The organism is Mycobacterium nebraskense (assembly GCF_002102255.1).
GTDB lineage: Bacteria > Actinomycetota > Actinomycetes > Mycobacteriales > Mycobacteriaceae > Mycobacterium > Mycobacterium nebraskense.
The window spans coordinates 35,571-60,038 of the sequence record NZ_LQPH01000086.1 but is presented as its reverse complement, the minus strand read 5'-3'; the positions used below and the strand labels follow the sequence as shown (position 1 = coordinate 60,038).

Genomic DNA, 24,468 nt, shown 5'->3' with positions numbered 1-24,468 from the left:
GTCCTCCTAGAACTTCAGCATTGCGCCGGCGTCGACCTTGAACTGCAGGCCCGTGACATACCGGGACTCGTCAGAGGCCAAGAAACAGACCGCGTTCGAGATATCCGAGGCTTCGACGTAGGGGGTGGGCATCGCCTGCATGGCGGGGAAGGCCAGCAGGGCGTCGGCGCGGCTCGGCGCCTCGAGGTCAGGTCGGAACTGCCGGTACATCGGCGCACTGTTGAGCATGTCGGTGTTCACGTTCGTCGGATGAATGACGTTGGCGCGGATGGATTGTGGGGCGAGCTGTGCGGCGAGCTGCAAGGTGTAGGAATCCACCAGCTGCTTGGCGTAGCTGTAGCCCGCGCCGCCCGGGCCCTGCGGGCCGCCGGCGCCGGGGGGCTGGGCGGCTGCGATGAGGCCGGCGACCGATCCGGTGGTGATGATCGACGCGCCGGACGTCAGGTACGGCAGCGCGGCGTGGACGGTGTTGATGACGCCGACGAAGTCGACGTCGAAGGCATCGGCGAAGGCCTGAACCGGCAGATGAGCGCCCAGCGGGCAGATGCCGGCATTGGCAACTACCACGTCGAGTTTGCCGAATTCGGCGACCGCGTTGGCGAGTTCGCGGCTCACGGCCGCCCGGTCTCGCACGTCGACCTCGGCGGTGTAGGCCTTGCGGCCGGTCTTCTCCACCTCCAGACCGGCTTCCTCGAGATCACGCGATGTCGCCAGTGGGTATTCGTTGGTCTCGATGTCGTGACAGATGTCGAAGAGGATGATGTCAGCGCCCTCCTCGGCCAGCTTGACGGCGTGGCTGCGGCCCTGACCGCGGGCTCCTCCGGTAACCAGAACCACTTTGTCCTGCACTCGACCCATTTCAGCGTGCCTTCCATACGGGTTGACGCTTCTCTGCGAAGGCCAACGGACCTTCCTTGGCGTCCTCAGACTTCAGCAACTCGGTGAATTCGCGAATCGTGCGTTCCCACTTGGGTTCCTCCGCGCCGATGATCCCGTCGTCGGCACCGTAGGCGACCCGCTTGCTGGCTTGCACCGACAACGGCGCGTTGCACGTGATCCGCTCGGCGAGTGCCAGGGCGGCTTCCACGACGGTGCCGTCCGGCACGACCTCATTAATCAGGCCCCACCGCAAGGCGTCGGAGGCTGTCATCGGCTCACCTGTTAACACCAACTCCAGCGCGACCTTGCGCGGCAACTGTTCGACGATCCGGAACACGCCGCCCGCCCCGGCGATCAGGCCGCGCTTCACCTCGGGTAGTCCGAAACTTGCGCTCTCGCAGGCGATCACCAAATCGCTGGCCAGGGCGAGCTCAGAGCCGCCGCCGAGCGCGGTGCCGTTCACTGCGGCGATGGTGGGTTTGTCGATGAAGTGGTGCACGTAACCGGCGAAGCCCCATTCGGGGTGCTCGGCGTGGTAGAGGTTCTCACCCCGTGAGATGGCCTTGAGATCCGCTCCGGCACAGAATGACTTGTCGCCGGCACCGGTGATGACGACGGCCCACACCTCGGGATCGCGCTGCGCCTCCTCGAGCGCGTCACCCACGGCCGTGCTGACCGCGCCGTTGACGGCGTTGCGCGCATCTGGCCGGTCGATGGTGATGAGCGCGACGTTGCCCCGCCGCTCGACGACGGCGGCTTGGCGGGTCACCTCTGTCAGGGTTTCAGCCATAATGTCTCCTTCCGATTGGATTGGCAGTGCCGGAGTTTCAGCCTGCGGCGGCCGGTTGACCGATCGGCACGCCAAGGTCCTCGAGCAGTGCGATTAAACGCCGACGATCGACCTTGAGTGCCGCTCCACGAGGCAACTCGTCGACGACGAAGATGCGGGCCGGCACCTCATAGGGCGTCAGTGTGGCCCGGCAGTGTTCCCGGAGCGCCTCGCCATCGGCGGCGGCGCCTGGGCGCAATTCAACTGCGGCAACCGGAATCTGGCCCAACCGCTGATCCGGCATGGGCGCGACGGCGGCATCTGCCACCGCCGGGTGCGCACGCAATGTGCGGACGACCGTCTCCGGGGACACCTTGAAACCGCCGCGCACGATCACGTCGTCCGCGCGGCCGTCGATGTAGAGGAAACCATCTTCATCGAGATGCCCTAGGTCACTGGTCGTGATCCAGTCTCCGGCGAGGCCGGCCTGCAGTGTGGCGACCTGCAGCCTGCCGGTGACCCCCCGGCTGACCGCAGCGCCATCGTCGGCGACGACCCGCAACCGCACACCGGGAAAGGCGCGTCCGACGCTGCCCCGCTTCTCGGTCCATCGCGTGTGGAAGTCCTTGACCGTCCATCCGGCCACCGCGCCGGAAAACTCGGTCGCCCCATAGACGACGAGGATCGGGATGCCGTAGCGCTCGAAGAACGCATCGACCAACGCTGGGTCGACGGGACTGGTACCCGCATTGATGGCTCGGATGCTCGCCAGGTCCTCCCGCGGAATGTCGGAGTCGAGCACCGATCGCATGGCCGCCGGGGGCAGCCCTGCCACCGCGGGCCGATACTGCTTCACCACGGCGTGCCAACCCGGCACCGTGAATCGATCGAGCATCGCGATCGGCCGGGCCGCGACCAGTGACTGCAACAACGACCAGAGCCCGCCAATGTGCACGATCGGCAACGTCACCAGGCCGACCGCTCCGGTCAGCGGCGGCTTGGTTCTCACTTCCGGACGATCGTTGTGCCGCAACGCCGAAGCCAGGGAGGCCTCGAGCTGCGCGCGGGTCAGCGGGATGCGCTTCGGGGCACCCGTCGTGCCCGAAGTCAGCATCTCGATGGCTACCGCTGGATCGCCGCTCACCGCTTCCGTCGTGCCCCGTACCTGCAGGTCGAGTTCGCCGTCGTCGAGCCTCCAGCCGGTCGCCCCGAGATCGGCGACGACGCGGTTGAACACCTCGTCGGACCACAACGCGGCAGGCGCAAGGACGAAGGGAGCGGCGGACGCCCCGAGGTCGTCGCTTAGCCGGTCCGGCGGCTGGAGCGGGCTGATGGTCACCAACGTACGTCCGCCCCGAAAGATGGCGATGAGCGCCGCGACAGACTCCATTCGATTGGATAGCACGACGGCGACTCGGCCGCCGGTCTGACACCCGGCGGCGGTCAGTTCCCGGTCGATCCGCTCGGTGAGTGACCGAACGGAACCCCAAGACGCCCAGCGTCCGTCGCACTCCAACATGCGGTCGCCGTCGTCGGCGTCCCAGAGCCGTCCCAGCGCATCGTCAATGCTCGTCATCGTGACTTTCCGGATCGACTTCCGCGGCGGATAGCCGTTCTCCTGAACCTAGTGGACATGGTTTACTAGGTCAACTTTGTGAAAGGTTCTGCGATGGACTTCGGCTTGACGGACGAACAGGATCAACTCGCCGCGGCGGAGCGGGCCTGGCTCACCAAAAACGACCCCATCGCCAGGGTCCGCGCGACGCTGGACTCGGCCGCGGTCACCGTCGATCCTGCGGCGGTCGCGCATGCGGCGGAATCGGGTCTTCTGGAGCTGCTCACTCCCGAAATGGGCGGCACCCATGTGGATCTCGCCATCCTCACCGAGGAGCACGGATACGCGGCCAGCTCGCTCCCGGTCGCGGATCTCAATATCGCGGCCTGGCTGCTCGACCACGTCGACTCGCCCGCCGGAGACGGCGAACTGACCGGATTGACGCTCGGTCCCGACGCCCTTCTCGATGGCGATGCGCTGGGGCTGGCTGGTGTCACCCGTCCGGTGCCGATGGCCGCCGATATGGACTCCATCGCGGTGGCAGGCCACGTGGACGACGGCGAGTACCTGGCGGTCCTGAATGCCCCGACGCTGTCGGGCATGTCGACGCTCGACCTGAGCCGTTCGTGGGCACGCGTGGACCTCGACGCGACGATCGCCGACTGGACGCGGCTGCCTGCCGGCACGCTGGCCCTGCTGCGCGACGCTTTGGCGGTGCACCGGGCGTTCGACGCATTGGGCGCGGCGGCCCGACTGCTCGACATGACGGTGTCTTACGCCAAGCAGCGGGAGCAGTTTGGCGCGCCGATCGGGTCGTTCCAGGCAGTCAAGCATCACTGCGCCGACATGGCAGTCGCAGTGGAGGCCGGCCGGGCCACGCTGTGGGCCGCGGCGCTCGCACTGGACACCGCGTCGGCCGCTGCCCGGTCCCGGGCCGCGTCCGCGGCGGCGGCGTACACGAAGTCCGCCGCCGCCAAGGTGGCCGGAACGGCGCTGCAGGTGCACGGCGGCATCGGCTTCACCTGGGAACACGATCTGCATCTGTTCCTGCGCCGGATCAAGGTCGACGAAGCCTTCAACGGAAGCGTCGCCGAACACCGCGCGGCGCTGCTCACGGCTTGACATTCAGCGCCGATCCCGCGGCAGCGCCAAGCCCCGCTCGGCGATCAGGTTGCGCATGATCTCCGAACTGCCGCCGGCGATGGTGTAGGCCCGAGCGTACAACCACTCGTCCTGCCAGCGACCGCCGTCGAGAACGTCCGGGTCGCCCTCCACCAAAACGCCTGCCTCGCCGCCGAGTTCGACTGCGAAGCGTGCCATCTCGAGATTCAGCTCGCTGAACATCAGCTTGGCCATCGCGCCGTCGTGCATGCGCTCGGTGCCACGCAGCCAACGCGTGAGATTGGCGTACGTCAGCGCGGAAAGCGCCTCCACCTCGGCGCTGAACTCGCCGATCCGATCACGAATACGGTCGTTGTCGATCGCGAGGCGACCGTCGACGGTGACGTGCGAGGCGAGTTGCACCAATGCCTCAATGGCCAGCCTCAACTTGACGACCGCGGCGCCCACGCTGGTACGTTCATGCCCCAACGTGGCGTTTGCGATCGCCCAGCCCTGTCCCGGTTCTCCGATCATCGCCTCGGCCGGCACCTCGACGGAATCGAAGAACACCTCGTTGAAGTCCGAGGTGCCGGTCAGCTCGCGCAGCGGGCGCACCGTGATGCCCGGGCTGGACATGTCGAGGATAAACGCACTGATGCCCTTGTGCTTGGGGGCGTCGGAATCGGTGCGCGCCAACAGATATCCGTAGTCGGCCCAGTGTCCGTCGGTGGTCCACACCTTCTGCCCGTTGACGGTATAGGTATCACCGTCGAGAACAGCGCGGGTACGCAGCGACGCCAGATCGCTTCCTGCACCGGGCTCGCTGAACAATTGGCACCACAGCTGTCGACCCGCGCGGATCTCGGGCAGATGCCTGCGGCGCTGGTCATCGGTGCCGTAGTGGATCAGCGCATGCGATGCCAGCGCGTTACCGCTCGGCACGCCCGGCACCGCGGCCCGGGCCAGCTCCTCGCCCACCACGATGGCGTGTTCAGCGGAGCGGTCATCGCGGCCGCCGAACTCCACGGGCCAGTCGGCGCCGACGTAGCCGGCTTCGAACAGACGCGCCGTCCAATCCTGAAGCGCCTTGAGTTCGGCTTCATTCTCAGCGCTGCGCACGCCCGCCCGCGGCGGTATGGGCGGTGCATGCTCCGCAATGAAAGCCCGCACCTCCGCGCGAAAGGCCTCCAGTTCGGGACCCATTCCGTATTCCACGTTTCCGTCTTCCTGTTCGATACGAACGTCTCAGCGCCTCAACGTTATTCGGAGCGCTGTTGTCGGTACGGCGCCAACAGTTCGCCGGCCGCCCGGTCTCGCAGCGCGTCGGCACGGCCAACCAACACGGAGTTGGCCCGAGCGCGGCGCAGCAGCAAATGGATCGGGTGCTCCCAGGTGAAGCCGATGCCGCCGTGGATCTGCAACGCACCCTCGGTGGCGGCGGCACCGGCATCGAGTGCGGCCGCGGCGGCCAAATCCGCCAGATAACCCGACTCCTCGAGGTCGGACTCGGCGGCCTCGAGGATCTGGCTGCGGGCGCCCTCGAGTGCGACCAGCATGTCGGCGCACCGGTGCGACACGGCCTGGAAGCTGCCGATGGGGCGGCCGAACTGATGCCGTTCGCGTGCCCACTGAACGGCCATCGCCAGCGCGCGCGACGCAACCCCAACGGAATCCGCGGCCACGGCCAGGGCCGCCCGGCGGCGCGCCGCGGCCAACATCCGAGGCACATCGGTTCCGTCGGCCAGCACCTCCCCCGCCGCCCCGCTGAAGGTCACCGCGCCGACGGTGCCGGTGAGGTCGAGCGGCTGCTGGGCCGTCACCTCAACGCCGTCGGCGGATGCGTCGACGGCCACCAATACCTCACCCACCCCGGCGGCGACGCGAGCCAATGCCACGAGCACCTCGGCGTGTGGTGCTCCCGCCACGATCGGGACCACACCGGAGAGACCAGTTCCGTCCCACTCGGGCAGCTCGGGGCCGCTGGTCACCCAGCCGCTGTCGTTGACGGGTACGGCGAACGCCGCCGTTGCACCGCCCGTGATTCGCTGCACCAAAGCCTTTGCGCCGCAATGTAACGCGACGTCGAGCCCGATCACGGTCGGGACAAGCGGCGCCGGGGCCAATGCCTTGGCGGCCTCTTCGACGGCCGTGTACAGCAACCGCGGTCGGGCGCCGGCGCCGCCCAAGGTTTCATCGACAGCAAGGCCCGGTAGGCCGAATTCGACGAGCGCCGACCACACTTCGGGCTCGGCCGCATCGACGGGACGCTTGCGGTCGAGCAATGCTGCTTCGTCCACTTTGGCCTGCAGTGTCGCCGCCAGCACCTCGCGCAGCTCCCGTTCATCTTCCTCGGGCACGGCGAGCGGGGCGCCGGGCGTGACGGCCGCTTCCCGGGTGCCCTCGCCGCGGTGTGACGGCAGCCCGAGCACGCTCTCGGCGATGGTATTGCGTTGGATCTCCGCGGTGCCCGCGCCGATCGTGGTCGCACGGCTCATCAGATAGCCGAACGTCCAACGCCCCTTGTCGACGGCGTCGGGTGCGCGGCTGCCCAGCGCCGCATAGGGACCGGCCGCGCGCAGGGCGAGCGCATGCATGTGCTGCTCAAACTCCGACTTCACCAATCGGTTCACCGACGCCATACCGCCGGGATCCTCGCCGCGCAGAACCGCGGCCAGCGCGCGGGCGCTGTTGGCTGCGATGGTGCGGACCCCGGATTCCAGCCGAGCAACGTCCTGGCGGACCAGCGGGTCGTCGTCAAGCCGTTGTGCGACGACAAGATCGATCACCCGGTCGGCCGTGCGCCGGTACTTGAACTCGTCGGCCAGAAAGGCGGTGGCACGCTCGTGGCCCAGCGATGTGCGCATGATCGACCACCCCGCGCCCTCGTCGCCGACCACATTCTCGACGGGCACCGCGACATCGTCGAGGAAGACCTCGGCGAAATGCGCCGCGCCGCTGATGTCGCGCAGGGGACGCACGGTGATCCCGGGGCTCTTCATCGGGATCAAGAGATAGGTGATCCCGTCCGATGGTTTGCCCCCCGACCCCGTGCGCACCAGCGCGAACATCCAGTCGGCGCGATCGGCCATCGTGGTCCACACCTTCTGCCCCGTCACCCGGTACACGTCGCCGTCGCGGACCGCGCGGGTGGACAGCGACGACAGGTCACTGCCCGCCCCAGGCTCGGAAAACCCTTGACACCAGAACTCATCCGCGCGCAGCAGCGGTATGAGGAAGCGATCCTTCTGTTGCTGGGTGCCGTGCGCGATGAGCGTGGGGGCGAGGATGAACGACAGCGGACACGGATGCGGTGGCACACCCGCATCCGTGGTCATCCGGTAGTAGTCCAGCTGATCCGCCAGCGATAGGTCGAGTCCACCGACCTCGCGGGGCCACCCAGGCGCAGCCAGCTGGTGGTCGACGAGTTCGGCGTGCCAAGCGCGGGCCACCTCGATCCGGTCGGGTTCAACGCCCGACCGAGCGACGTCGGCCTGACGACGACGAAACTCGGCGAGCAGCAACTCGAGACGCGGCCGCCAATCAGCAGTCTGCATGGCACTCCACAAAGTCAACTTGGTTAACTATGTCTGGAGTGTGCCGGTTAATGCAGCCGCTTGGCAAGCGCGCCCGTCAGCCGTCTTCGAGAATGAGAGCAAGCTCGGGGCATGCCGCGACCCCGTCGCGGGTGAGCTGCTCGTCTTCCGGTCGCACCTCACGCTCCCCCAGGATGGAGTAGCCGGAGTCGTCGATCGGGAACAAATCCGGGTCGACGGCGTAACACTGGGCATGGCCCACGCACTTCGACTGCTCGAGCCGAACCTTCATACGACCTCCTCCGCTCGACCGTCCAGGCGTACGGTCTCATCCAAGTTTTCAGCATAAGGCTAAAGCTTTAGCTATTTCGACACACCTCTAGTCCACACTTATTCTGACACTTGTGTCGATACATATTCCTGACTCATATCGCAGAGTCAGTGGATATTTGTGGCGATCAACTGAGCTATGTTCCACTTGGTTCTGACATCTATGTTCGATAGGAGCTGCAATGACAGTCGCGCTCAGCGATGAAGAGACCATGCTGGTCGAAACCGTGCGGGCCTTCGTCGACCGCGACGTCAAGCCCACGGTCCGCGCAGTCGAGCACGCCAACGAGTACCCGGAAGCGTGGATCGAACAGATGAAGCGGATCGGAATCTTCGGGCTTGCCGTGCCCGAGGAATACGGCGGTTCACCGGTATCGATGCCCTGCTATGTGAAGGTGACCGAGGAGTTAGCCCGTGGCTGGATGAGCCTGGCCGGCGCGATGGGCGGACACACCGTGGTCGCCAAGCTGATCTCGTTGTACGGCACCGAAGAACAGAAACAGAAGTACTTGCCACGCATGGCGAGCGGGGAGATGCGGGCCACGATGGCGCTCACCGAACCTGGTGGCGGCTCCGACCTGCAGGCGATGACGACCACCGCACGAGCCGAGGGCAACGAGCTGGTGATCAACGGCGCGAAGACCTGGATCAGTAACGCGCGGAGGTCCGGCCTCATCGCACTGCTGTGCAAGACCGATCCACAAGCGCAGCCACGCCATAAGGGCATCTCGATAGTCCTGGTCGAACACGGTCAGGGTCTGACCGTCTCACGCGACCTGCCTAAGCTGGGCTACAAGGGCGTGGAGAGTTGCGAGCTGTCGTTCGACGAGTGCCGCGTACCGGCCGCGGCGATCCTCGGAGATGAACCAGGCAGAGGATTCGCCCAGATGATGAAAGGCCTCGAAACGGGCCGGATTCAGGTTGCATCGCGGGCGCTAGGGGTGGCGAGCGCAGCGCTGGAAGACGCGCTGAAATACGCGCAGGAGCGGGAGAGCTTCGGCCAACCGATCTGGAAGCACCAGTCGGTCGGCAACTATTTGGCTGACATGGCCACCAAACTCACCGCGGCGCGCCAACTCACCCGCTACGCCGCAGAGAAATACGACAGCGGTGAGCGATGCGACATGGAGGCCGGGATGGCCAAGCTGTTCGCGTCGGAGGTAGCCATGGAAATCGCGCTCAACGCCGTCCGAATCCACGGCGGCTACGGCTATTCCACCGAATACGACGTCGAGCGCTACTTCCGCGACGCACCTCTCATGATCGTCGGCGAGGGCACCAACGAGATACAGCGCAACGTCATTGCCGCACAGCTGGTCTCGCGGGGCAAACTCTAGACGCCGGCGAGTTGCCGATCGACCGCACCCACCCGCGGGAAGTTGAGCATCCGGCGGGCGTTCTCCTCGACGATCAGCCTGCACTCGTCGTCGGGCACGTCGGCAAGGACCTCGGCTGCCCGCTTGCGCGAGTTCGGCCAGTTGGAGTCGCTGTGCGGGAAGTCGATCTCGAGCATGATCCGGTCGATGCCGATGCTGTGCCGGTTCGTCAGGCCGTGCTCGTCGTCGATGAAGCATCCCCAGAAGTGCTTGCGGAACAGATCCGAAGGCCGGGTGTCGAAGTCAATCTTCTGGTAGTAGCGGTGCCGCTCCCACACGTAGTCGGTTCGCTCGAGGATGTAAGGCACCCAACCGATGCCGCCCTCAGCGAGCGAGATCTGGAGATCCGGGAACTGCTGCAGCTTGCCGGAGAACAGCAGGTCGACCGTGGACCACATCAGGTTCGTGGAGAATAGTGCCGTCGCGACCGCGAACGGTGCGTCGGGCACCGCCATCTGACCCGGGACCGGCTTGATCGTCGAGAACGAGAAACCCGGCACGAACGAGCCGGACCCGAAGTGCAGCGACACCGGCATCTTGGCGTCCGAGCAGACCCGCCACAAGCCGTCCCAGTGATCGGAGTGGAATGACGGCAGACCGAGCGGCACCGGGCTGTCCGGGAACGAGATCGTGCGCGCACCCTTGGCGGCGACGCGCTCTGCCTCGGCCACACATGCGTCGATATCCCATGTCGGCAGGATCGCCAGCGGGATGTAGCGCTCGGGCGCCACCGCGCACCACTCGTCGATGTAGAAGTCGTTCCACGCCTTGACGCACAACAGTGCCAGGTCCTTGTCCTCGGCACGCTGGAACGTGCCGCCGCCGAATCCCGGGAACGACGGGAAGCACAATGCCGACTGCACACCGTCGAGGTCCATGTCGGCGACCCGCGCGACCGGGTCGTAGCAGCCCGGAATCATGTCCTCGTAGCGGACGGGATCCATGCCCCACTCCTCGGGCGGTTTGCCGGCGACCGCGTTCAGGCCGATGGTCGGGAAGACCTGACCGTCGTAGTGCCACAGATGCATGCCGTTTTCCTCGACGATGCGCGGGCCCTGTTCGAGGTATTTCTGCGGCAACCTGTCCTGCCACACGCGTGGGTGCTCGACCAAGTGGTCATCAACGGACACGATCTGGTGGTCATCCTGAAGCGGCATGATGCTCCTTCGCATCTGACGATCGGTCGTATTTTTCTGACATATCGTCTTGTTTTCTGACGGTTCGTCTCACAGACTATATGACACAAGCCACATTCGTCCAGCAGTTGAGAGGCGCGACATGGAATCCACGGACCGACCCGCCGAAGACGCAGGCCGGAACAAGGTCGATGAAGACGACCACGACCTGTTGACCTTCGGCGAAGCGGGCGAACGACTGCGCCTCGAAATCGCCGCGGCTGCGCGAGAGGTGCAAGGCCTGCAGCAATCCGGGCCGGTCGAGGCGCTCGAGAAGGCCCAGGCCCGCCTCGATGCACTGCGGTCCGCTGCAGCCCGCAACAGCGCGCAGCCCATCAACGACGCCAACTTCGAGAAGTTCTTCGGCTATCCGGGCAAAGCCAAGCGCAACCTGCCCGGAGCGCCGTCGGCCCGATGAGCGTGTCGGCGCGGACGGATAATTCACACATGGCCCGCACTCCCGACAAGTTGCGACGCTCCGGCTATGCCCCCGCCGCCAATCACGGTGTGGGACGCCGCGGCCTGCACACCCGCGAGCGCATACTGGGATCCGCCGCGGAAGTGTTCCTGGCCAACGGATTTCACGCCACCTCACTTGACGCCATCGCGAAGACGGCCGGCGCCTCTCGTGCGACCGTGTATCAATACTTCGCGGGCAAGGAAGAGATCTTCCGCGAACTGAGTGCGCTGGCCGAACGCGACGTGCTGGCACACGGTGAACACCTCGGTGAACTCGGCCCGACAGTCGACGGAGTGGATGCGCTGCACCGTTGGCTCGTCGCATGGGCGGATATCTACGACGCCCACGCAGCGGTGTTCGCCGAGTTTCCGGGCATCGGCACGGCCACCGGGTTGGCCGTCATCGATGCCAGCTCGGCCGCCGCCCAGTTCCATCAGACCGTCACCGATCGGCTGCGGCGGACACGCCTGCGGGATCTGGAAGCCGACGATGCGGCCGCAGCACTCGGGCGGATCCCCCACATGGTTCACCTCTACCGGTACCGGGACATGCTCCCTTTGCCCGCTCGCGCGACCGTGACGTGGTCGTTGACCGGTGCATTGCAGCTGATGCTGTTCCCCGAGACCCCAGCCGACGTGTTGCAGGTGGTAGCACCGGCAAGAGACGGATGCGCACGAACCACGCCCCGCGCCCTCGACTATGCCGCGGCGACACCGGCGGCCGTCGAGGCTTCGGGATCGCCGATTCCGCAGGATGTGCTGTCGGTCAGTTCGGCGTTGTTCGCCGAACGCGGCTACTACGCCATCGGCATGGAGGAGATCGCGGCCGCCGCCGATGTCAGCCGCGCGACCTTGTACCGGTACTTCAGCACCAAGGACAAGATCCTGGCCGAACTGACCCGCCGAGCGGTCGCTGAGATCGAGAAGCACGCCGCCGCCCTGCCTGCCAAGGCCGCGGATTCGCTGACCGAATGGATGCTTGGCTACGTCCGATTCCATCGCACCTACCGCGGCGTGATCCGGGCGTGGTTCGACGGCGCGGTCGCAGAACAGCTCTCCAACGCCGATGTGGACCACGGTATTGGCGCGATTTTCCAGGCGGTTGCCGCGTTGTTGTCCACCGTCGACCTGCCGCCCGGCATCGACGCTGACGTGGCAGGCGCGGTGTTCGTGGCGGTCCTGGGCCGGATGTCCGAGCCGACGGGGGCTAGCGGACCGAACAGCGACGAGCAGGCCGCTGAGTTGATGGTCAAGCTGTTGCGCCGTTCGCTCCTGCGTGAAGCGTGAACATAGGAGCTCAGCCGGCGGCGGCCTTCAGCTCGGCGCGCAGTCGCTTCTTGTCCACCTTGCCGCTGGCCAGTACAGGCAGATCGGCGACCAACACCAGTCGACGAGGCACCTTGTAGCGCGCCAACCGCTGCCGGACCCCCTCTTGCACCATTTCCAGCGTCGGCGACGCACCGCCGCGCGGCACCACAACGGCGCAGACCGCCTCGCCCCACTTGTCGTCGGGCACCCCGACGACGGCGCAAGCGGCCACCCCGTCAACCGCACTGACTGCATCCTCGACCTCGGGCGAATAAATATTCTCCCCGCCGCTGATGATCACGTCCTTCTTGCGGTCCATCAAATAGAGCAGCCCGCGCTCGTCCAGTCGACCCATGTCGCCGGTGCGACACCACCCGTCCCGCAGCGTCGCCTGCGTTGCCGCCGCGTCCTGCCAGTAGCCGCGGAACATCGAGTCGGACCGCACGACGATCTCACCTGCCTGCCCCACGGGCAGGACGCCACCGTCCGCACCGACCACACGTACCCGGGTGTCGGGAAATGGGAAGCCAACCGAGCTCAGCCGCTCGGCAGCGTTGGGGTCGTCGAGGATGTGCAGTTCCCGGGGCAGTCCAGAGACAATGACTTCCGTCTGTCCGTAAAGGTTGAGGAAACCCGCGTCCGGCAGAACGGCGAGTGCCCGCCGCAGGATAGCCGCGGTCATCGGCGCGGCCGAATAGACCACCGTGCGAACCGATTCCACCGCCAAGCGATCGCTCACCTCATCGAGGAGCGCCCTGAGCATGACCGGCGCCAGATGCAGCACCGTGATGCGCTCGTCGGCGATCAGCCGCACCGCATCGGCCGCGTCGAACTGTTGCTGCAGCACCACGGTTCCGCCTCGAGCATGCAGTCCACCGATAATCCCAAGCGCACCGAAGTGGAACATCGGCATATTGATCAGCCCGCGATCGGCGCTGCCGCAACGCATCTCGTTGTTCATCGTGAATGCGACCCGGCGCATCTCTCGCTGTCCGAGGATGCAGCACTTGGATGCGCCGGTCGTGCCGCTGGTGAACAGCAGATACGCGATGTCGTCAGGCCGGGCCACGAACTCGGGCTCGCCGCTACCGCCTTCCTCCACAAATCGTTCGTAGCCCGTGATCCCCTGCGGAGCTTGTCCGCCGATGACCACCAACATCGGTGGCGACGGCATATCCGCGATGAGATCGCCGATCACCGGCACGAACTCGGCGGCGCAGAACACGATCGACGGGGCGACGCGCCGCAGCGCATCATCCATCTCGGGAGGCGAAAGCCGAAAGTTGATGGTGGCCATGATAATTCCGCCGAGTTGGGCGGCTGCGTTCAGTTCGCCGAACTCGATGCTGTTGCGGCTCAACACTGCGATGCGGTCCTGGCGCCTCACCCCTGCCGCGGCCATCGCCGACACCAATCGGACCGCCCGGTCCCGTAATTGTGCGTGGGTCACGGTGCGCTGGCCGTACCGGTAGGCGACGACGTCGGGAAAGCGGGCTGCGTTGTCGGTCACGATGTCACCGAGCGTCATGTCGTCGACTTCGGCCCTCGACATGAGTTACCGGCTACTCAGCAGCATCGATCCAGCCACCGGCCCGCCGCCCACACCGACTGCCACCACCTCGGGGGTGCGGGGCGCCTGCCGATCGCCGCCCTCGCCCCACAACTGCACACATGCCTCGTGCAGGAAGCCCATTCCGTGTAGTCGCCCGCCGGAGAGTTGACCGCCGCTGGTGTTGATCGGCAGCGAACTGTCCAGTGCGATAGACGAACCGTCGCCGACGAATTCGCCGACCTTGCCGTGCTCGCAGAAGCCCATCGCTTCCAGCCACATGACGGTCAGGAAGGAGAAGCCGTCGTAGAGCTGGGCCATGTCGACATCGGCGGGAGTCAGGGTGGTGTGCTCCCACAGCGTGGCCGCCGAATCGTGCGCCGCCATCGTGGTGATGTCGCCGCGCTGATCCCAGGTCGCCCGCTCGAACATCCCGGGCCCGACGGACTCCACCGTCAGCGGGTGTCGCGGCAGGCCGTTGGCGGCGTCACGGCGCGACACGATCACGGCGGTGGCGCCGTCGCAGGGCACATCGCAGTCATAGAGGCACAGCGGCTCGGAGATCATCCGCGCACCGAGGTAGTCGTCCATCGTCATCGGTTCGCGATAGACCGCATCGGGATTGAGTCCGGCGTTGGTGCGGGCGTTGATCGCGATGCGGCCGAGGTGCTCGCGGGTCAGGCCGAAGTCGTGCATGTAGCGCTGGGCGGGCATCGCCAGCCAGTTCGCCGCCGACAGTGCGCCAAAGGGCGCCGTCCATTCCAGGTGCGGGGGCAATTCCCCGCCGCCGAACAGCACCGAGGCCCGACCGCCGCCGGCTTGTTGCGCGGCGGTGGATTCCCATACCGACCGGTAGACCACGACGTGGTTGGCCAGCCCGAGACTGACCGCCATGCAGGCCTCGATCGCCGGGCCGATCTGCCCCGCTGTCTCCATCGCGGAGACGTACCAGCGGGTGCGCAGTCCGAGTGCGTTGCGGACCTCTTGGACGGTCGCTCCGGAGAACCCCGCGTCCGGCACACCCGGTCCCGGGTAACTCGCGATCCCGTCTACGTCGTCGACGCTCAGCCCGGCGTCGGCGATCGCCCGCAGCACAGCCTCGAGGGTGAGGTCCAATCCCGTCCGGCCCAGCCTGCGGCCGACCTGCGACTTACCCGCTCCGGTCAGGACGGCCTTGCCGTCGAACGGACCACCGGTCACCATACGAACCGCGCGATCAGTTCGGCCACGGCGGCCGGTTTGTCGACTCCATCGATCTCGACGGTGTGTCGCACGGTCAGGTTCACGGTGTCGTCGGCGACCTTGGTGGCGTCGGCGAGCTCGGACCGGACTCGGATGCGGCTACCGGCGGTGACCGCGGACAGGAATCGCACCTTGTTCAGGCCGTAGTTGATGCCCATCTTGGCGTTCTCGACGCGGTAGTTGTCCTTGCTCACACCGGGGATGAGCGAGAGCGTGAGAAAGCCGTGCGCGATCGTTGCGCCGTAAGGACTTTCGGCCTCGGCCTTCTCGACATCGACGTGGATCCACTGATGATCCATCGTGACGTCGGCGAAGGCGTCGATCCGGCTCTGGTCGATTTCCACCCACCGGCTGACGCCCAGTTCCTCACCGATCGTCGCGAGTGCATCGTCCACGGACCTGATCATTTTCACCGCTGCTCCCAACGTCGCCTGCGCCGATATACCGATATCTATTTAACGGTATAGACTGGCGTCGCTCGTCGGGCAAGCAGCCCGTCAACTCTAACGATCTTGGGAGACACATGGCCACCACCACGTCCCGCGCAGCGATCGTGGCCGCTGCCCGCACACCGATCGGAACGGCGCGCAAGGGCACGCTGGCCAACATGCCGGCGATCGAGCTCGCCAAACCCGTCGTGCAGGCCGTCGTCGAACGCTCCGGACTGGACGCGGCGGACTTCGACGACCTGGTGCTGGCCGAGAGCATGCAGGGCGGCGGCGACAGTGCCCGCTACATCGCGGTGGCCCTCGGCATGCTCGACATTCCCGGGCTCGCCGTCAACCGCCAGTGCGCATCGAGTCTTTCGGCCATCGCCGTGGGCGCCGGGCAGATCGCGTCCGGGATGAGCCGCGCCATCCTGGCCGGCGGTATGGAGTCGCTGTCGACCGGCCCAATCATGCAGAAGCGCAAGCTCTTCACCGCAGGCAAGTCGCCCGAGGACTACGCGCAGTGGTTCCCCGAGTCGCATCCGCCGACTGCGGAAGCGCCCGCCATGGACATGTCCATCACCGTCGCGCACAACTGCAACCTTCAGTACGGGATCACCCGCGAGGACCAGGACAATTGGGCGCTGCGCAGCCATCAGCGCGCGATCAGGGCCATCGACACCGGGGCGTTCACCGACGAGATCATCCCGCTCCAGGTGCCCCAGGCCGACGGCAGCGTGATTACCTTCGCCGAGGACGAGCATCCACGGCGCGGGAGTTCGATGGAGTCGCTTGCCGGGCTGAAGGTGCTGCATCCTGAGATCGAAGGCTTCACCGTGACGGCAGGAAACTCCTCCGGGATCAACGATGCCGCGGCAGTGGTCGCGCTGGCCAGCCCGGACACCCAGCAGGATGTGCTGGCAAGCGTGCTGTCCTGGACGCAGGTCGGACTGGACCCGACGCGGACCGGCAGCGGGCCGATCAAAGCTATCCCGAAGGCGCTCGAGTTGGCGGGCCGCAAGCTCGAGGATGTCGCACTATTCGAAATCAACGAGGCGTTCGCCGCTCAGGCGGTGGCGTGTGCGCGCGAACTCGGTCTCGACGAGGAGATCGTCAACGTCTACGGCTCGGGCATCAGCCTGGGCCACCCGATCGCCGCAACCGGCGCCCGCATGGTCACCTCGGCGATCTACGAATTGCGCAGGCGCGGTGGGGGTATCGGCGTGCTGTCAATGTGCGCCGGCGGTGGTATGGGTGCCGCGATGGTCATTGAGGTGGCCTGAGATGACCGCACTGATCACCGAGGGACTGTTCCGGGTCGACGGCGGCCGTGCGGTGCTGTTCGCGTCGCGCAGGCGTTCGTCGGGTGCGGTGAAGTTCCCTGCAGAGCGGCCCGAGCTGTTCGACGGCGACTCCGACATTCAGCAGGACATCGAGCCGATCGAATTGTCTACCGCGGGAACGTTGTACACCTATACAACGCAGGAGTTCCCGCCACCGCTGCCCTACAAGGGCAATCGGGATCCGAAAGTGTTCCAGCCGTATGTGGTGGGCTTCGTCGAGCTGGCCGAGGGCGTGCTGGTGGAGACGCTGATCGTCGACGCGACTGCCGATGAACTGCGGATCGGCCAGCGCCTGGTCTCGACCACCACCACCCTGGAGACCGCCGACGGTCAGTCGCTGCTGACGTTCGCGTTCCGACCGGCCGAGGAGAGTTAGAGTCCATTCGGTGACGGACCTGGGCTCTCCGCAATTCGGGCTTCATCCCCTGCACGGCGTGCACGAACCCACGACCGGCAATCCGCCGCGCCGGCCGCGATCCGCGCGCCGGACCACCTCGATCGACATGACCCGCGACGAGGGCTCGCTGGACCCGGTGTATCTGAGTGGGCGGGCGCGCGATCTGTGGACAGCCGGCGACGAAACGGCGACCGAACTCGGCTCCGCGACACTCTCGGCCACCATCGAGCTGGTCGCCCGCGTCGTCCGTCACGTCGAGGTGACGCCAGCCGTCGCCGCGATGTCCCGGCTGGCGGGCGCGCCCGCGATGAGCGGGTTTCGCGCGGCGGCCGACAAGGTGGCTCCCGAGCTGCTTCAAGCCCGCGATCTGCGCTATACGCTGCTCGACGACGTTCCGGTCGCGACGCTGATCTCCGGCCACGCGCTGTCGGCATCCAACCTGCTCGGCGACGTCGCGAAGTCCGGGTACTACCTGCCGGTCGCAGACCAGTGTGCGGGTTTCGCGACCGGGGGTCTGCTAATGACGTCGTTCGAGGCGGGCGATCCGGTGATCGTCACCGGCCCACCTGCCCCCGACCTTGATCACGACGGCGACCCGTGGGCGTGGCACGCGATGTCGCCGTTGCCAATTCACGGCATGCGGCGCCGGCGCCGCATTGACGTCCACCAGGGTGAGTCGCCGTCACGAGTGGGCATCGATGCGATGTTCCGCGACACCTACGTGCGAAGCGACGGGGTCGAGACGATCATCCACGAGTACACCCTGGACGCCGTCGTGGACACCGAGACCGGCGTCATCGTCGATTCGCGGGCCACACCGCGCGTGCTGCCGTGGCAGGAATGCCCCGGAGCCGTCGCCAGTGCTGCGCGGATCACCGGAATGACGTTGCAGGAACTTCACTTTCGTGTGCGCCGAGAATTACACGGCACCAGCACATGCACCCATCTCAACGACCTGCTGCGTAGTATGGCCGATGCCGAGGCGTTGATACACCTCGTTACGGAAGCCTGAGCGCGTCAGCGCGGGCCGGGCGTCGCGTCGCCCAGCTCGTCGGGTTGAGCGGGAGCTGTGGCGGACTTCGGCTTGGTCGCGCCGTCAGTCTCGTCGATGTCCTCGAGGGACGCCTCGTCGGTGATCGGTTGGCTGGTATCGAATCCTGACATGGCTACTGAATAGCCAGAATTCCGGCGTTCAATCCTCTAAGCGTTGGCGAACGAGAACGTACGTGTGCGGCTAACCGTCAGCGTGGTCACGTGATTCGTTGCGGGTGGCCAGATCACTGTTCCCTGCGAGATCACACCGCGAATGTCCCGATAGGCGGCGAAGGTGTCAGCCACCACGCACGCCTGGATTTCAGCGCGTTGTGCGGCGTCACCCTTCACACCATCAACGACGACGGCGATTGTGGCGGAATCGAAGTCGACCACCCGCGCCGGTAGGGCCAGCAACTGGCCGTCGGTGTCGACGACACAGATCGCGCCGGACGGCCCTTGCGCCAAGAACTCGGCTAGTTCGTCCTCGGCCATCGCAATCGGGCCGGAGCTGCGCGGATTAGGCACGTCGATCGGGGAGATCGGCGGCGCGGATCTGGTTGAGCGTCAGGCCGATGAAGCACCGCTTGCCGCTGAGGAGGCGGTCGCGGACGTTCGTCACGACCGTCTCCGGCACGCGTTGATCCGGTGAGCTTTCGCCGATGAGTTCGTCGACCTCGGCTGCGGACGGTTGGTAGACGGACGCATGACCATAAACAGAGACCCAACCCTCGTCGTCGCCGACTAAGCAGGCGACCTCGGGAGCCGAGCGCAGGTGTCGGACCTTGGCGCTCTTGGCGTAGGTGGCGAAGTAGAGGCAGCGGGTGGCGGAGCGATAGGCGACCGAACGCATGGCGTAGCCGATCGGACGTCCGGCGCCGTCGCGGCAGAAGAGAAACACGCGGTGGTGGGCATGGAGGAGCTCGATGACGTCCGGCGCGTCGAGCGACAGCGGGGTCACGACGCGAGCGGCCCGGACGTAACCGCCATCGCGAGGATCATCTCCGCGACCACCGCGATCATCTCGTCGCGGTCGACGGCCACGGTCTGCCGGTGCACCGTGTGCCAGGCGCGGTCCAGCAGCCCCATCACCGCGACGCCGATGGCGTCTGGCGAGTGTGTGCCGTTTCCGGCAATCGCCTGGCCAAGCTTCCACGACGCCCGAGTCACCATGCGGTTGCGGGAGTTTCGGAAATCGTCGTCGTCGGGTGCCGACTGCGCCGAAGCGAGTACGAACGCACCGTGGTGATCCATGTAGTCGAAGTAATGACCGACCCAGGCCCGGATGTCGGCTGGGCCGAACGCTGCGTCGGCCTCGGCCCATTCCCCGATGACGGCTAGGGCTTCGCGGTAGGCGTTCTTGCCGAGGACGTTGAAGATCTCGCGCTTGTCTTTGAAGTAGGTGTAGAAGCCGGCCCGAGAGATGCCACACGCCTCAGTGATCGCATTGATCGGCGTGCCCGCGTAGCCGCGTTCCAGAAACAGACGGCGACTGGCGTTCAGGATCGCCGCGCGGGTGCGCTCACCGCGGGTGGGGTCCGATTCCCGTTCGGTGGCCGAAGCCGAGGTCACCGTCATGCGGCGACTTTATATGACAGTGTCGTCAACTGCAATCAATGCACCTATTCGACAAATCGTGGCCCGGAATCATCTGAACTTGACACAAGTGTCAAGTTCGGCGAAGCTCATAGCCAAGCCCAAAGTCGAGTAGCGAGAGGCACCACGATGACGCAGTTCACCGACGCACCGATCTTCGATGCCGACCAGCACATGTATGAGACCCCCGATGCGCTGACGAAATATCTGCCGAAGGAGTTCCAGTCCAAGGTGCAGTTCGTCCAGATCGGCAGGCACACCCGCATCGCGATCCTGAACAAGATCACCGACTACATGCCGAACCCGACGTTCGAGCGGGTCGCAGCCCCCGGCGCGCACGAGAAGTTCTACTCGGGCCAAAACCCCGAGGGCCTGTCGATGCGAGAGATGTCCGGTCGTGGCATCGACACCCCGCCGGGCGCGCGCAACCCCGAAGACCGGATCGCCGAACTCGACCGCCAGGGCGTCGACGCGTGCCTGAACTACCCCACGCTGGCCAATCTGGTCGAGCATTCGGCGGCCGAGGATCCCGACCTGACGGTGGCGATCATCCATGCCCTCAACCAGTGGATGCTGGAGCACTGGGGCTTCAGCCATGCCAACCGCGTCTACTCGACACCGGTACTCACCCTGGGACTCGTGGACGAAGCGCGTCGCGAACTCGAGTACATCCTGGACAACGGCGCCAAGGTCGCGCTGATCAAGCCGGCGCCGGTGAATGGCTACAAGGGGTGGCGCTCCCCCGCGCTTCCCGAGTTCGACCCGTTCTGGCGCGACGTCGAGGACGCAGGCCTGCCAATCGTGTTGCACGCCAGCCAACCTCCGCTGCAGGAGTACATCGACAGGTGGGAGCCGCCGTCGACCAGCAGCGCGTTCGAGATGTCGGCGTTCAAGTGGACGGCGCTGGGCCACCGCGAGATCGCCGACATGTTGACCAGCCTGATCTGCCACGGCACGTTGACCCGGTTCCCGAAGCTGCGCATCGCCAGCGTGGAGAACGGCAGCGCGTGGATCAAGCCGCTGTTCGACGACCTGCAATCGACATACGGCAAGATGCCGCAGAACTTCCCCGAGCATCCGCACGACGTGTTCCGACGCAACATCTGGGTCAGCCCGTTCTGGGAGGGTTCCGTGGCCGACGTCGTACAGACCGTCGGATGGGACAAGGTGATGTTCGGCTCGGATTGGCCGCATCCCGAAGGCTTGGCGGAGCCAAAGCGCTATTGGCAGTACGCCGAGGGTATGGACGAGCGCCGCACCTATGACTTCATGGGTGACAACGCCCGTCGCTTCATGGGGCTGCCGATCGCCAACCCCGACCCGGAGGCCGTCAAGCCCCCGCAATTGGCGAACGCCTGAGGTACACGCAGCGCTAATGGTCCCTTTAGTAAGCACGGCTAACTTTTCGGGTAGGCTCGGAATAGCTCGTTTCGCCGAGAGCCACGAAAGGGACCGTTATGGCCAGAACCGACAATGACACGTGGGACATCAATGAGAGCGTCGGCGCTACCGCGTTAGGGGTTGCCGGCGGGCGGGCCGCGGAGACCAGAAGCGCCGATCCGCTGATCAGCGATCCCTACGCAAAACTGTTCCTCGAAGCGGCCGGCGACGGCATCTGGCGGGTTTATCTGGACGATGAGTTACCGGCCGAATTGGTCGGTGCCGATCCACAATTCGAGGACCGGATGCAGGCGATGCTGGGCTATACGGCGTGCCGGACGAAGTTCTTCGACGACTACTTTCTGGCGGCGGCCGGCGAAGGTATCCGGCAGATCGTGATCCTGGCGGCCGGTCTGGACTCACGCGCCTGGCGACTCGCCTGGCCGGCTGGGTGTGTGGTCTACGAGATCGATCAGCCGAAGGTGCTGGAATTCAAGATCGGCACCTTGAAATCGCATGCGGTCGACTCGATCGCTTCTCATGTCAGCGTCGGCATCGACCTCCGTCTGGATTGGCCGAAGGCACTGGCGCAGGCCGGGTTTGACGCGTCGGCCCCGACGGCGTGGTCGGCCGAAGGGCTGTTGCCTTATCTAACAGCCGATGCCCAGGGCCTGTTGTTCGATCGAATCCAGTCGCTCAGCGCTCCCGGGAGCCGTGTCGCGGTCGAAGCGTTCACCAACGAGTTCTTCAGCCCAGAGAGTTTCGCGCGCCGCGAGGAGCAAACGGAACGCTACCGACAGGCCGCAATCAGGCTGGGCGGCAAAGACATTACCGAGTCTGGCAACCTGCTCTATGAAGAAGAGCGAACCGAGGTCGTCGACTGGCTGCAAGCGCATGGCTGGACTGTCACCGCTGCGACGAGCGCAGAGGATCTGATGGCCGCAAGCAACCGAGCCGTCCCGGCGGGCCTCGATGCCGCCGTCCCGGAAAGCGTGTTCGTCGAAGGCCGGCTGCGCTGACCCCAACGACCCGCACCGATATGCTAAACGGCCTGGCCTCGAGACGGCGGCCACTCCCCATTCGCTGTCAGTCGCTGGCAGGCAGCGGCTTGGCTTCCTTGAGCGCCAACGGCTTTCCCCCGACGCTGAGTGAACCGGCGCCGGCCTTGGTGACCAGCACCTCGGCGTCGCCGTCGTCGACGTAGCGCTTGCCCATCGTGGTGCCGTCGGCGAAGGCCGGGTCGAGCGTGGCGTCGGCGGGCCGCTCGGCGTCCAGTGGCAGCATCGGCCGGCCCCCGCAATGCAGATCGTCGAGGCTGTCAGCGGCTTTGACGACGATCACCTGGGTATCACACACCTGGCTCCGCAGGCGCGTGCCGTTCTTGATCATGTCGGACTCCTTGTTGTTGTCTGGGAGACGGATTCAGTGCTCGGCTGCCGCCGGTTTGAGGTCTTCGAGGATCTCCCGGCGCAGCACCTTGCCGGTCGGCGTGGTCGGCAGCTCATCCCGGAACACGATGCGGTCCGGCGTGCGGGACCCGCGCAGCTTGCTGCGGGCGAACTCGCGCAGCCGCTCGGGTGCCGGCGCGGTGCCTGACTCGGGCACGATCACCGCTACGATGGCCTGCCCCCACTCGGCGTCATCCAGGCCGACGACGACAACCTCGCGGACGTCGGGGTGCTCAATGAGCACGTCCTCGACCTCCGACGGGGCGATATTCTCGCCGCCGCGGATGATGGTGTCGTCGGACCGCCCTCCGATGAACAGGTAGCCATCCTCATCCAGCATCGCGACGTCCCTGGTCGCGAACCAGCCGTGGTCATCGAGCACCGAACCGATCTCGGTGTAACGGCCCGAGACCTGAGGGCCGCGAACGAACAGCTCACCCGTCTCGCCCGGCCCCAGCACGGTGCCGTCCTCCGCGCGAATCTGCACCTCGATGCCGGGGACCGGTCGACCGACCGAAGTCAGTCGACGGGCGACGGCGTCGTCTCGCGCCTCGTGGGCCAGGCGATGGTCGTCGGGTGTGAGCACCGCAATGGTCGAACTGGTCTCGGTCAGCCCGTAGGCGTTGACGAAGCCGACCTGCGGTAGCAGGTCAAGCGCCCTTCGGACCAGGGGTCGCGCCACCTTCGATCCGCCGTACGCGAAGTTGCGCAGCGTCGGAAGCTCGGCAGACTGCTCCTCGAGGACCGCCACGATGCGGGACAGCATGGTCGGCACCACCGTTGCGGTGGTGACCCGCTCGTCGCGGACCAGTCGAACCCATTCGTGCGGATCGAACCGGCGCAGGTACACGATCGCCCGTCCGGCATACAGGTTTGACAATGCGGCCCCGACCCCCGCGATGTGATATGGCGGGACGCACACCAGCGCCGCATCGGCGGGATCGGCGGAACCGAATTCGACAGTGCCGGTGACATAACTGGTCAGGTTGTTGTGAGTCAGCTCAACGGCTTTGGGCCGCGACGTGGTACCCGAGGTGAACAACACGACCGCCACGTCGTCGGGGTCGGCGAAGACCGAGACCGGCTCGGTGGATCGCGCGGCCTCGATGAACTCGTCGGACGTCATCACCCGCTGGCCGAAACCGGCCCCGATGTCGCGGTACTCGGCGTCGACCACGACCAACGGCGAGGGCAGCCGATCGATGAGTTCGCGCAGCCCCTCTGGACTCAGCCGATAATTCAGCGGCGTGAACGCTGTGTTCGCGCGCGCCGAAGAGAACAGCAGCAGCGGGAGTAGTACTCCGCCGGTGCCGACGTAAGCGACATGGGATGCCCCGGATGCGGCGATAACGCCTGCACCGCCGTCGGCGAGCTCGCTGAGGTCGACAGTGGTCAATCGAATGTCGCCGTCCACCACGGCAACCCGGTCGGGATCACCCGACGCCGCCATCTCCAGCAGCAAAGAAATACTCAACGCCCTCAGCCCTCACCTGCGAGTTGATGCCCTAACGCCGTTAGTGCGCAGCGATCCGATTCTAGACCCGCACCGACTAATCAGATATATAGTT

Annotated in this window: 25 protein-coding genes; 9 read left to right on the top strand and 16 right to left on the bottom strand. The window is 66.0% G+C overall.

The window, feature by feature from the left end; all coding sequences use genetic code 11:
* Window positions 1-6: 6 nt before the first annotated feature.
* From AWC17_RS09680 to AWC17_RS09670, 3 genes are read right to left on the bottom strand one after another with little or no spacing between them, the layout of a single operon-like run.
* On the bottom strand, window positions 7-858 hold the full coding sequence (locus AWC17_RS09680) for a mycofactocin-coupled SDR family oxidoreductase (RefSeq protein ID WP_011724909.1): 852 nt from the start codon (window positions 856-858) through the stop codon (window positions 7-9).
* 1 nt (window position 859) lies between these two features.
* Window positions 860-1,669 (bottom strand): crotonase/enoyl-CoA hydratase family protein, encoded by an 810-nt coding sequence (locus AWC17_RS09675; protein WP_011724908.1) that lies wholly within the window; start codon window positions 1,667-1,669, stop codon window positions 860-862.
* 37 nt (window positions 1,670-1,706) lie between these two features.
* Complete coding sequence (locus AWC17_RS09670; protein WP_011724907.1) at window positions 1,707-3,224, bottom strand: class I adenylate-forming enzyme family protein; 1,518 nt, start codon at window positions 3,222-3,224, stop codon at window positions 1,707-1,709.
* A gap of 93 nt (window positions 3,225-3,317) precedes the next feature.
* On the opposite strand from AWC17_RS09670, the gene AWC17_RS09665 reads away from it, so the two are divergent.
* A complete protein-coding gene (locus AWC17_RS09665) occupies window positions 3,318-4,325 on the top strand; it encodes an acyl-CoA dehydrogenase family protein (protein ID WP_011724906.1) in 1,008 nt (335 codons plus the stop codon).
* 3 nt (window positions 4,326-4,328) lie between these two features.
* Here AWC17_RS09665 and AWC17_RS09660 read toward each other — a convergent pair whose 3' ends face one another.
* The 3 genes from AWC17_RS09660 to AWC17_RS09650 form a co-directional block, all read right to left on the bottom strand.
* Window positions 4,329-5,519: an acyl-CoA dehydrogenase family protein gene (locus AWC17_RS09660; RefSeq protein WP_009953797.1), complete on the bottom strand. Its 1,191-nt coding sequence runs from the start codon at window positions 5,517-5,519 to the stop codon at window positions 4,329-4,331.
* Between the two features lie 44 nt (window positions 5,520-5,563).
* Entirely contained in the window at window positions 5,564-7,858 is a 2,295-nt protein-coding gene (locus tag AWC17_RS09655) for an acyl-CoA dehydrogenase family protein (protein ID WP_011724905.1), read from the bottom strand.
* Between the two features lie 76 nt (window positions 7,859-7,934).
* Window positions 7,935-8,129, bottom strand: coding sequence for a ferredoxin (locus AWC17_RS09650; protein ID WP_009953795.1), 195 nt, complete (start codon window positions 8,127-8,129; stop codon window positions 7,935-7,937).
* A 220-nt stretch (window positions 8,130-8,349) separates the two neighbouring features.
* Between AWC17_RS09650 and AWC17_RS09645 the strand changes: the two genes are divergently transcribed.
* The gene (locus AWC17_RS09645; protein ID WP_009953794.1) at window positions 8,350-9,504 is read left to right on the top strand and encodes an acyl-CoA dehydrogenase family protein; all 1,155 of its coding nucleotides are present in this window, start codon (window positions 8,350-8,352) and stop codon (window positions 9,502-9,504) included.
* On the opposite strand, the gene AWC17_RS09640 is transcribed toward AWC17_RS09645, so the two are convergent.
* On the bottom strand, window positions 9,501-10,700 hold the full coding sequence (locus AWC17_RS09640) for an amidohydrolase family protein (RefSeq protein ID WP_009953793.1): 1,200 nt from the start codon (window positions 10,698-10,700) through the stop codon (window positions 9,501-9,503). The genes AWC17_RS09645 and AWC17_RS09640 overlap by 4 nt on opposite strands.
* 121 nt (window positions 10,701-10,821) lie before the next feature.
* Between AWC17_RS09640 and AWC17_RS09635 the strand changes: the two genes are divergently transcribed.
* Both AWC17_RS09635 and AWC17_RS09630 read left to right on the top strand, forming a co-directional pair.
* Window positions 10,822-11,136, top strand: a complete 315-nt coding sequence (locus tag AWC17_RS09635) for a hypothetical protein (protein WP_009953792.1) — start codon at window positions 10,822-10,824, stop codon at window positions 11,134-11,136.
* Between the two features lie 29 nt (window positions 11,137-11,165).
* A complete protein-coding gene (locus tag AWC17_RS09630; protein ID WP_011724903.1) occupies window positions 11,166-12,464 on the top strand; it encodes a TetR/AcrR family transcriptional regulator in 1,299 nt (432 codons plus the stop codon).
* Window positions 12,465-12,474: 10 nt separating this feature from the next.
* On the opposite strand, the gene AWC17_RS09625 is transcribed toward AWC17_RS09630, so the two are convergent.
* The 3 genes from AWC17_RS09625 to AWC17_RS09615 are packed head-to-tail and all read right to left on the bottom strand — an operon-like array spanning window position 12,475 to window position 15,689.
* Window positions 12,475-14,037, bottom strand: a complete 1,563-nt coding sequence (locus AWC17_RS09625) for a class I adenylate-forming enzyme family protein (RefSeq protein WP_011724902.1) — start codon at window positions 14,035-14,037, stop codon at window positions 12,475-12,477.
* Window positions 14,038-14,040: 3 nt separating this feature from the next.
* Window positions 14,041-15,237: a thiolase family protein gene (locus tag AWC17_RS09620; protein ID WP_176213649.1), complete on the bottom strand. Its 1,197-nt coding sequence runs from the start codon at window positions 15,235-15,237 to the stop codon at window positions 14,041-14,043.
* Window positions 15,231-15,689, bottom strand: a complete 459-nt coding sequence (locus tag AWC17_RS09615) for a MaoC family dehydratase (protein ID WP_085164581.1) — start codon at window positions 15,687-15,689, stop codon at window positions 15,231-15,233. The genes AWC17_RS09620 and AWC17_RS09615 overlap by 7 nt, the downstream gene beginning before the upstream one ends.
* Before the next feature lie 110 nt (window positions 15,690-15,799).
* On the opposite strand from AWC17_RS09615, the gene AWC17_RS09610 reads away from it, so the two are divergent.
* The 3 genes from AWC17_RS09610 to AWC17_RS09600 are packed head-to-tail and all read left to right on the top strand — an operon-like array spanning window position 15,800 to window position 18,456.
* Window positions 15,800-16,987 carry a thiolase family protein gene (locus AWC17_RS09610; protein WP_011724899.1) on the top strand — a complete coding sequence of 396 codons (1,188 nt, stop codon included), beginning with the start codon at window positions 15,800-15,802 and terminating at the stop codon, window positions 16,985-16,987.
* A gap of 1 nt (window position 16,988) precedes the next feature.
* The gene (locus AWC17_RS09605; RefSeq protein ID WP_009953784.1) at window positions 16,989-17,423 is read left to right on the top strand and encodes a Zn-ribbon domain-containing OB-fold protein; all 435 of its coding nucleotides are present in this window, start codon (window positions 16,989-16,991) and stop codon (window positions 17,421-17,423) included.
* 10 nt (window positions 17,424-17,433) lie between these two features.
* On the top strand, window positions 17,434-18,456 hold the full coding sequence (locus AWC17_RS09600; RefSeq protein WP_011724898.1) for a DUF2889 domain-containing protein: 1,023 nt from the start codon (window positions 17,434-17,436) through the stop codon (window positions 18,454-18,456).
* 5 nt (window positions 18,457-18,461) lie between these two features.
* On the opposite strand, the gene AWC17_RS32620 is transcribed toward AWC17_RS09600, so the two are convergent.
* From AWC17_RS32620 to AWC17_RS09585, 4 genes are read right to left on the bottom strand one after another with little or no spacing between them, the layout of a single operon-like run.
* Window positions 18,462-18,608 carry a hypothetical protein gene (locus AWC17_RS32620; protein WP_011724897.1) on the bottom strand — a complete coding sequence of 49 codons (147 nt, stop codon included), beginning with the start codon at window positions 18,606-18,608 and terminating at the stop codon, window positions 18,462-18,464.
* Window positions 18,609-18,644: 36 nt separating this feature from the next.
* A complete protein-coding gene (locus AWC17_RS09595) occupies window positions 18,645-19,004 on the bottom strand; it encodes a hypothetical protein (RefSeq protein ID WP_231614140.1) in 360 nt (119 codons plus the stop codon).
* Window positions 18,997-19,437, bottom strand: a complete 441-nt coding sequence (locus AWC17_RS09590; RefSeq protein WP_011724895.1) for a pyridoxamine 5'-phosphate oxidase family protein — start codon at window positions 19,435-19,437, stop codon at window positions 18,997-18,999. The genes AWC17_RS09595 and AWC17_RS09590 overlap by 8 nt, the downstream gene beginning before the upstream one ends.
* Window positions 19,434-20,054, bottom strand: a complete 621-nt coding sequence (locus AWC17_RS09585) for a TetR/AcrR family transcriptional regulator (RefSeq protein WP_011724894.1) — start codon at window positions 20,052-20,054, stop codon at window positions 19,434-19,436. The genes AWC17_RS09590 and AWC17_RS09585 overlap by 4 nt, the downstream gene beginning before the upstream one ends.
* A gap of 147 nt (window positions 20,055-20,201) precedes the next feature.
* Between AWC17_RS09585 and AWC17_RS09580 the strand changes: the two genes are divergently transcribed.
* Together AWC17_RS09580 and AWC17_RS09575 are read left to right on the top strand one after the other, a co-directional pair.
* On the top strand, window positions 20,202-21,431 hold the full coding sequence (locus tag AWC17_RS09580) for an amidohydrolase family protein (protein ID WP_062906507.1): 1,230 nt from the start codon (window positions 20,202-20,204) through the stop codon (window positions 21,429-21,431).
* A 98-nt stretch (window positions 21,432-21,529) separates the two neighbouring features.
* The gene (locus AWC17_RS09575) at window positions 21,530-22,471 is read left to right on the top strand and encodes a class I SAM-dependent methyltransferase (RefSeq protein WP_085164579.1); all 942 of its coding nucleotides are present in this window, start codon (window positions 21,530-21,532) and stop codon (window positions 22,469-22,471) included.
* Window positions 22,472-22,538: 67 nt separating this feature from the next.
* On the opposite strand, the gene AWC17_RS09570 is transcribed toward AWC17_RS09575, so the two are convergent.
* Together AWC17_RS09570 and AWC17_RS09565 are read right to left on the bottom strand one after the other, a co-directional pair.
* Window positions 22,539-22,841 (bottom strand): hypothetical protein, encoded by a 303-nt coding sequence (locus AWC17_RS09570; RefSeq protein ID WP_047322072.1) that lies wholly within the window; start codon window positions 22,839-22,841, stop codon window positions 22,539-22,541.
* Between the two features lie 33 nt (window positions 22,842-22,874).
* The gene (locus AWC17_RS09565) at window positions 22,875-24,374 is read right to left on the bottom strand and encodes a class I adenylate-forming enzyme family protein (RefSeq protein ID WP_085164577.1); all 1,500 of its coding nucleotides are present in this window, start codon (window positions 24,372-24,374) and stop codon (window positions 22,875-22,877) included.
* Window positions 24,375-24,468 lie beyond the last annotated feature (94 nt).

Bases quoted from the DNA above. Each gene is read 5' to 3' on its own strand.
- AWC17_RS09680 (WP_011724909.1), bottom strand. From the start codon at position 858: ATGGGTCGAGTGCAGGACAAAGTGGTTCTGGTTACCGGAGGAGCCCGC.
- AWC17_RS09675 (WP_011724908.1), bottom strand. From the start codon at position 1,669: ATGGCTGAAACCCTGACAGAGGTGACCCGCCAAGCCGCCGTCGTCGAG.
- AWC17_RS09670 (WP_011724907.1), bottom strand. From the start codon at position 3,224: ATGACGAGCATTGACGATGCGCTGGGACGGCTCTGGGACGCCGACGAC.
- AWC17_RS09665 (WP_011724906.1), top strand. From the start codon at position 3,318: ATGGACTTCGGCTTGACGGACGAACAGGATCAACTCGCCGCGGCGGAG.
- AWC17_RS09655 (WP_011724905.1), bottom strand. From the start codon at position 7,858: ATGCAGACTGCTGATTGGCGGCCGCGTCTCGAGTTGCTGCTCGCCGAG.
- AWC17_RS09650 (WP_009953795.1), bottom strand. From the start codon at position 8,129: ATGAAGGTTCGGCTCGAGCAGTCGAAGTGCGTGGGCCATGCCCAGTGT.
- AWC17_RS09645 (WP_009953794.1), top strand. From the start codon at position 8,350: ATGACAGTCGCGCTCAGCGATGAAGAGACCATGCTGGTCGAAACCGTG.
- AWC17_RS09640 (WP_009953793.1), bottom strand. From the start codon at position 10,700: ATGCCGCTTCAGGATGACCACCAGATCGTGTCCGTTGATGACCACTTG.
- AWC17_RS09635 (WP_009953792.1), top strand. From the start codon at position 10,822: ATGGAATCCACGGACCGACCCGCCGAAGACGCAGGCCGGAACAAGGTC.
- AWC17_RS09630 (WP_011724903.1), top strand. From the start codon at position 11,166: ATGGCCCGCACTCCCGACAAGTTGCGACGCTCCGGCTATGCCCCCGCC.
- AWC17_RS09625 (WP_011724902.1), bottom strand. From the start codon at position 14,037: ATGTCGAGGGCCGAAGTCGACGACATGACGCTCGGTGACATCGTGACC.
- AWC17_RS09620 (WP_176213649.1), bottom strand. From the start codon at position 15,237: ATGGTGACCGGTGGTCCGTTCGACGGCAAGGCCGTCCTGACCGGAGCG.
- AWC17_RS09610 (WP_011724899.1), top strand. From the start codon at position 15,800: ATGGCCACCACCACGTCCCGCGCAGCGATCGTGGCCGCTGCCCGCACA.
- AWC17_RS09605 (WP_009953784.1), top strand. From the start codon at position 16,989: ATGACCGCACTGATCACCGAGGGACTGTTCCGGGTCGACGGCGGCCGT.
- AWC17_RS32620 (WP_011724897.1), bottom strand. From the start codon at position 18,608: ATGTCAGGATTCGATACCAGCCAACCGATCACCGACGAGGCGTCCCTC.
- AWC17_RS09585 (WP_011724894.1), bottom strand. From the start codon at position 20,054: ATGACGGTGACCTCGGCTTCGGCCACCGAACGGGAATCGGACCCCACC.
- AWC17_RS09580 (WP_062906507.1), top strand. From the start codon at position 20,202: ATGACGCAGTTCACCGACGCACCGATCTTCGATGCCGACCAGCACATG.
- AWC17_RS09575 (WP_085164579.1), top strand. From the start codon at position 21,530: ATGGCCAGAACCGACAATGACACGTGGGACATCAATGAGAGCGTCGGC.
- AWC17_RS09570 (WP_047322072.1), bottom strand. From the start codon at position 22,841: ATGATCAAGAACGGCACGCGCCTGCGGAGCCAGGTGTGTGATACCCAG.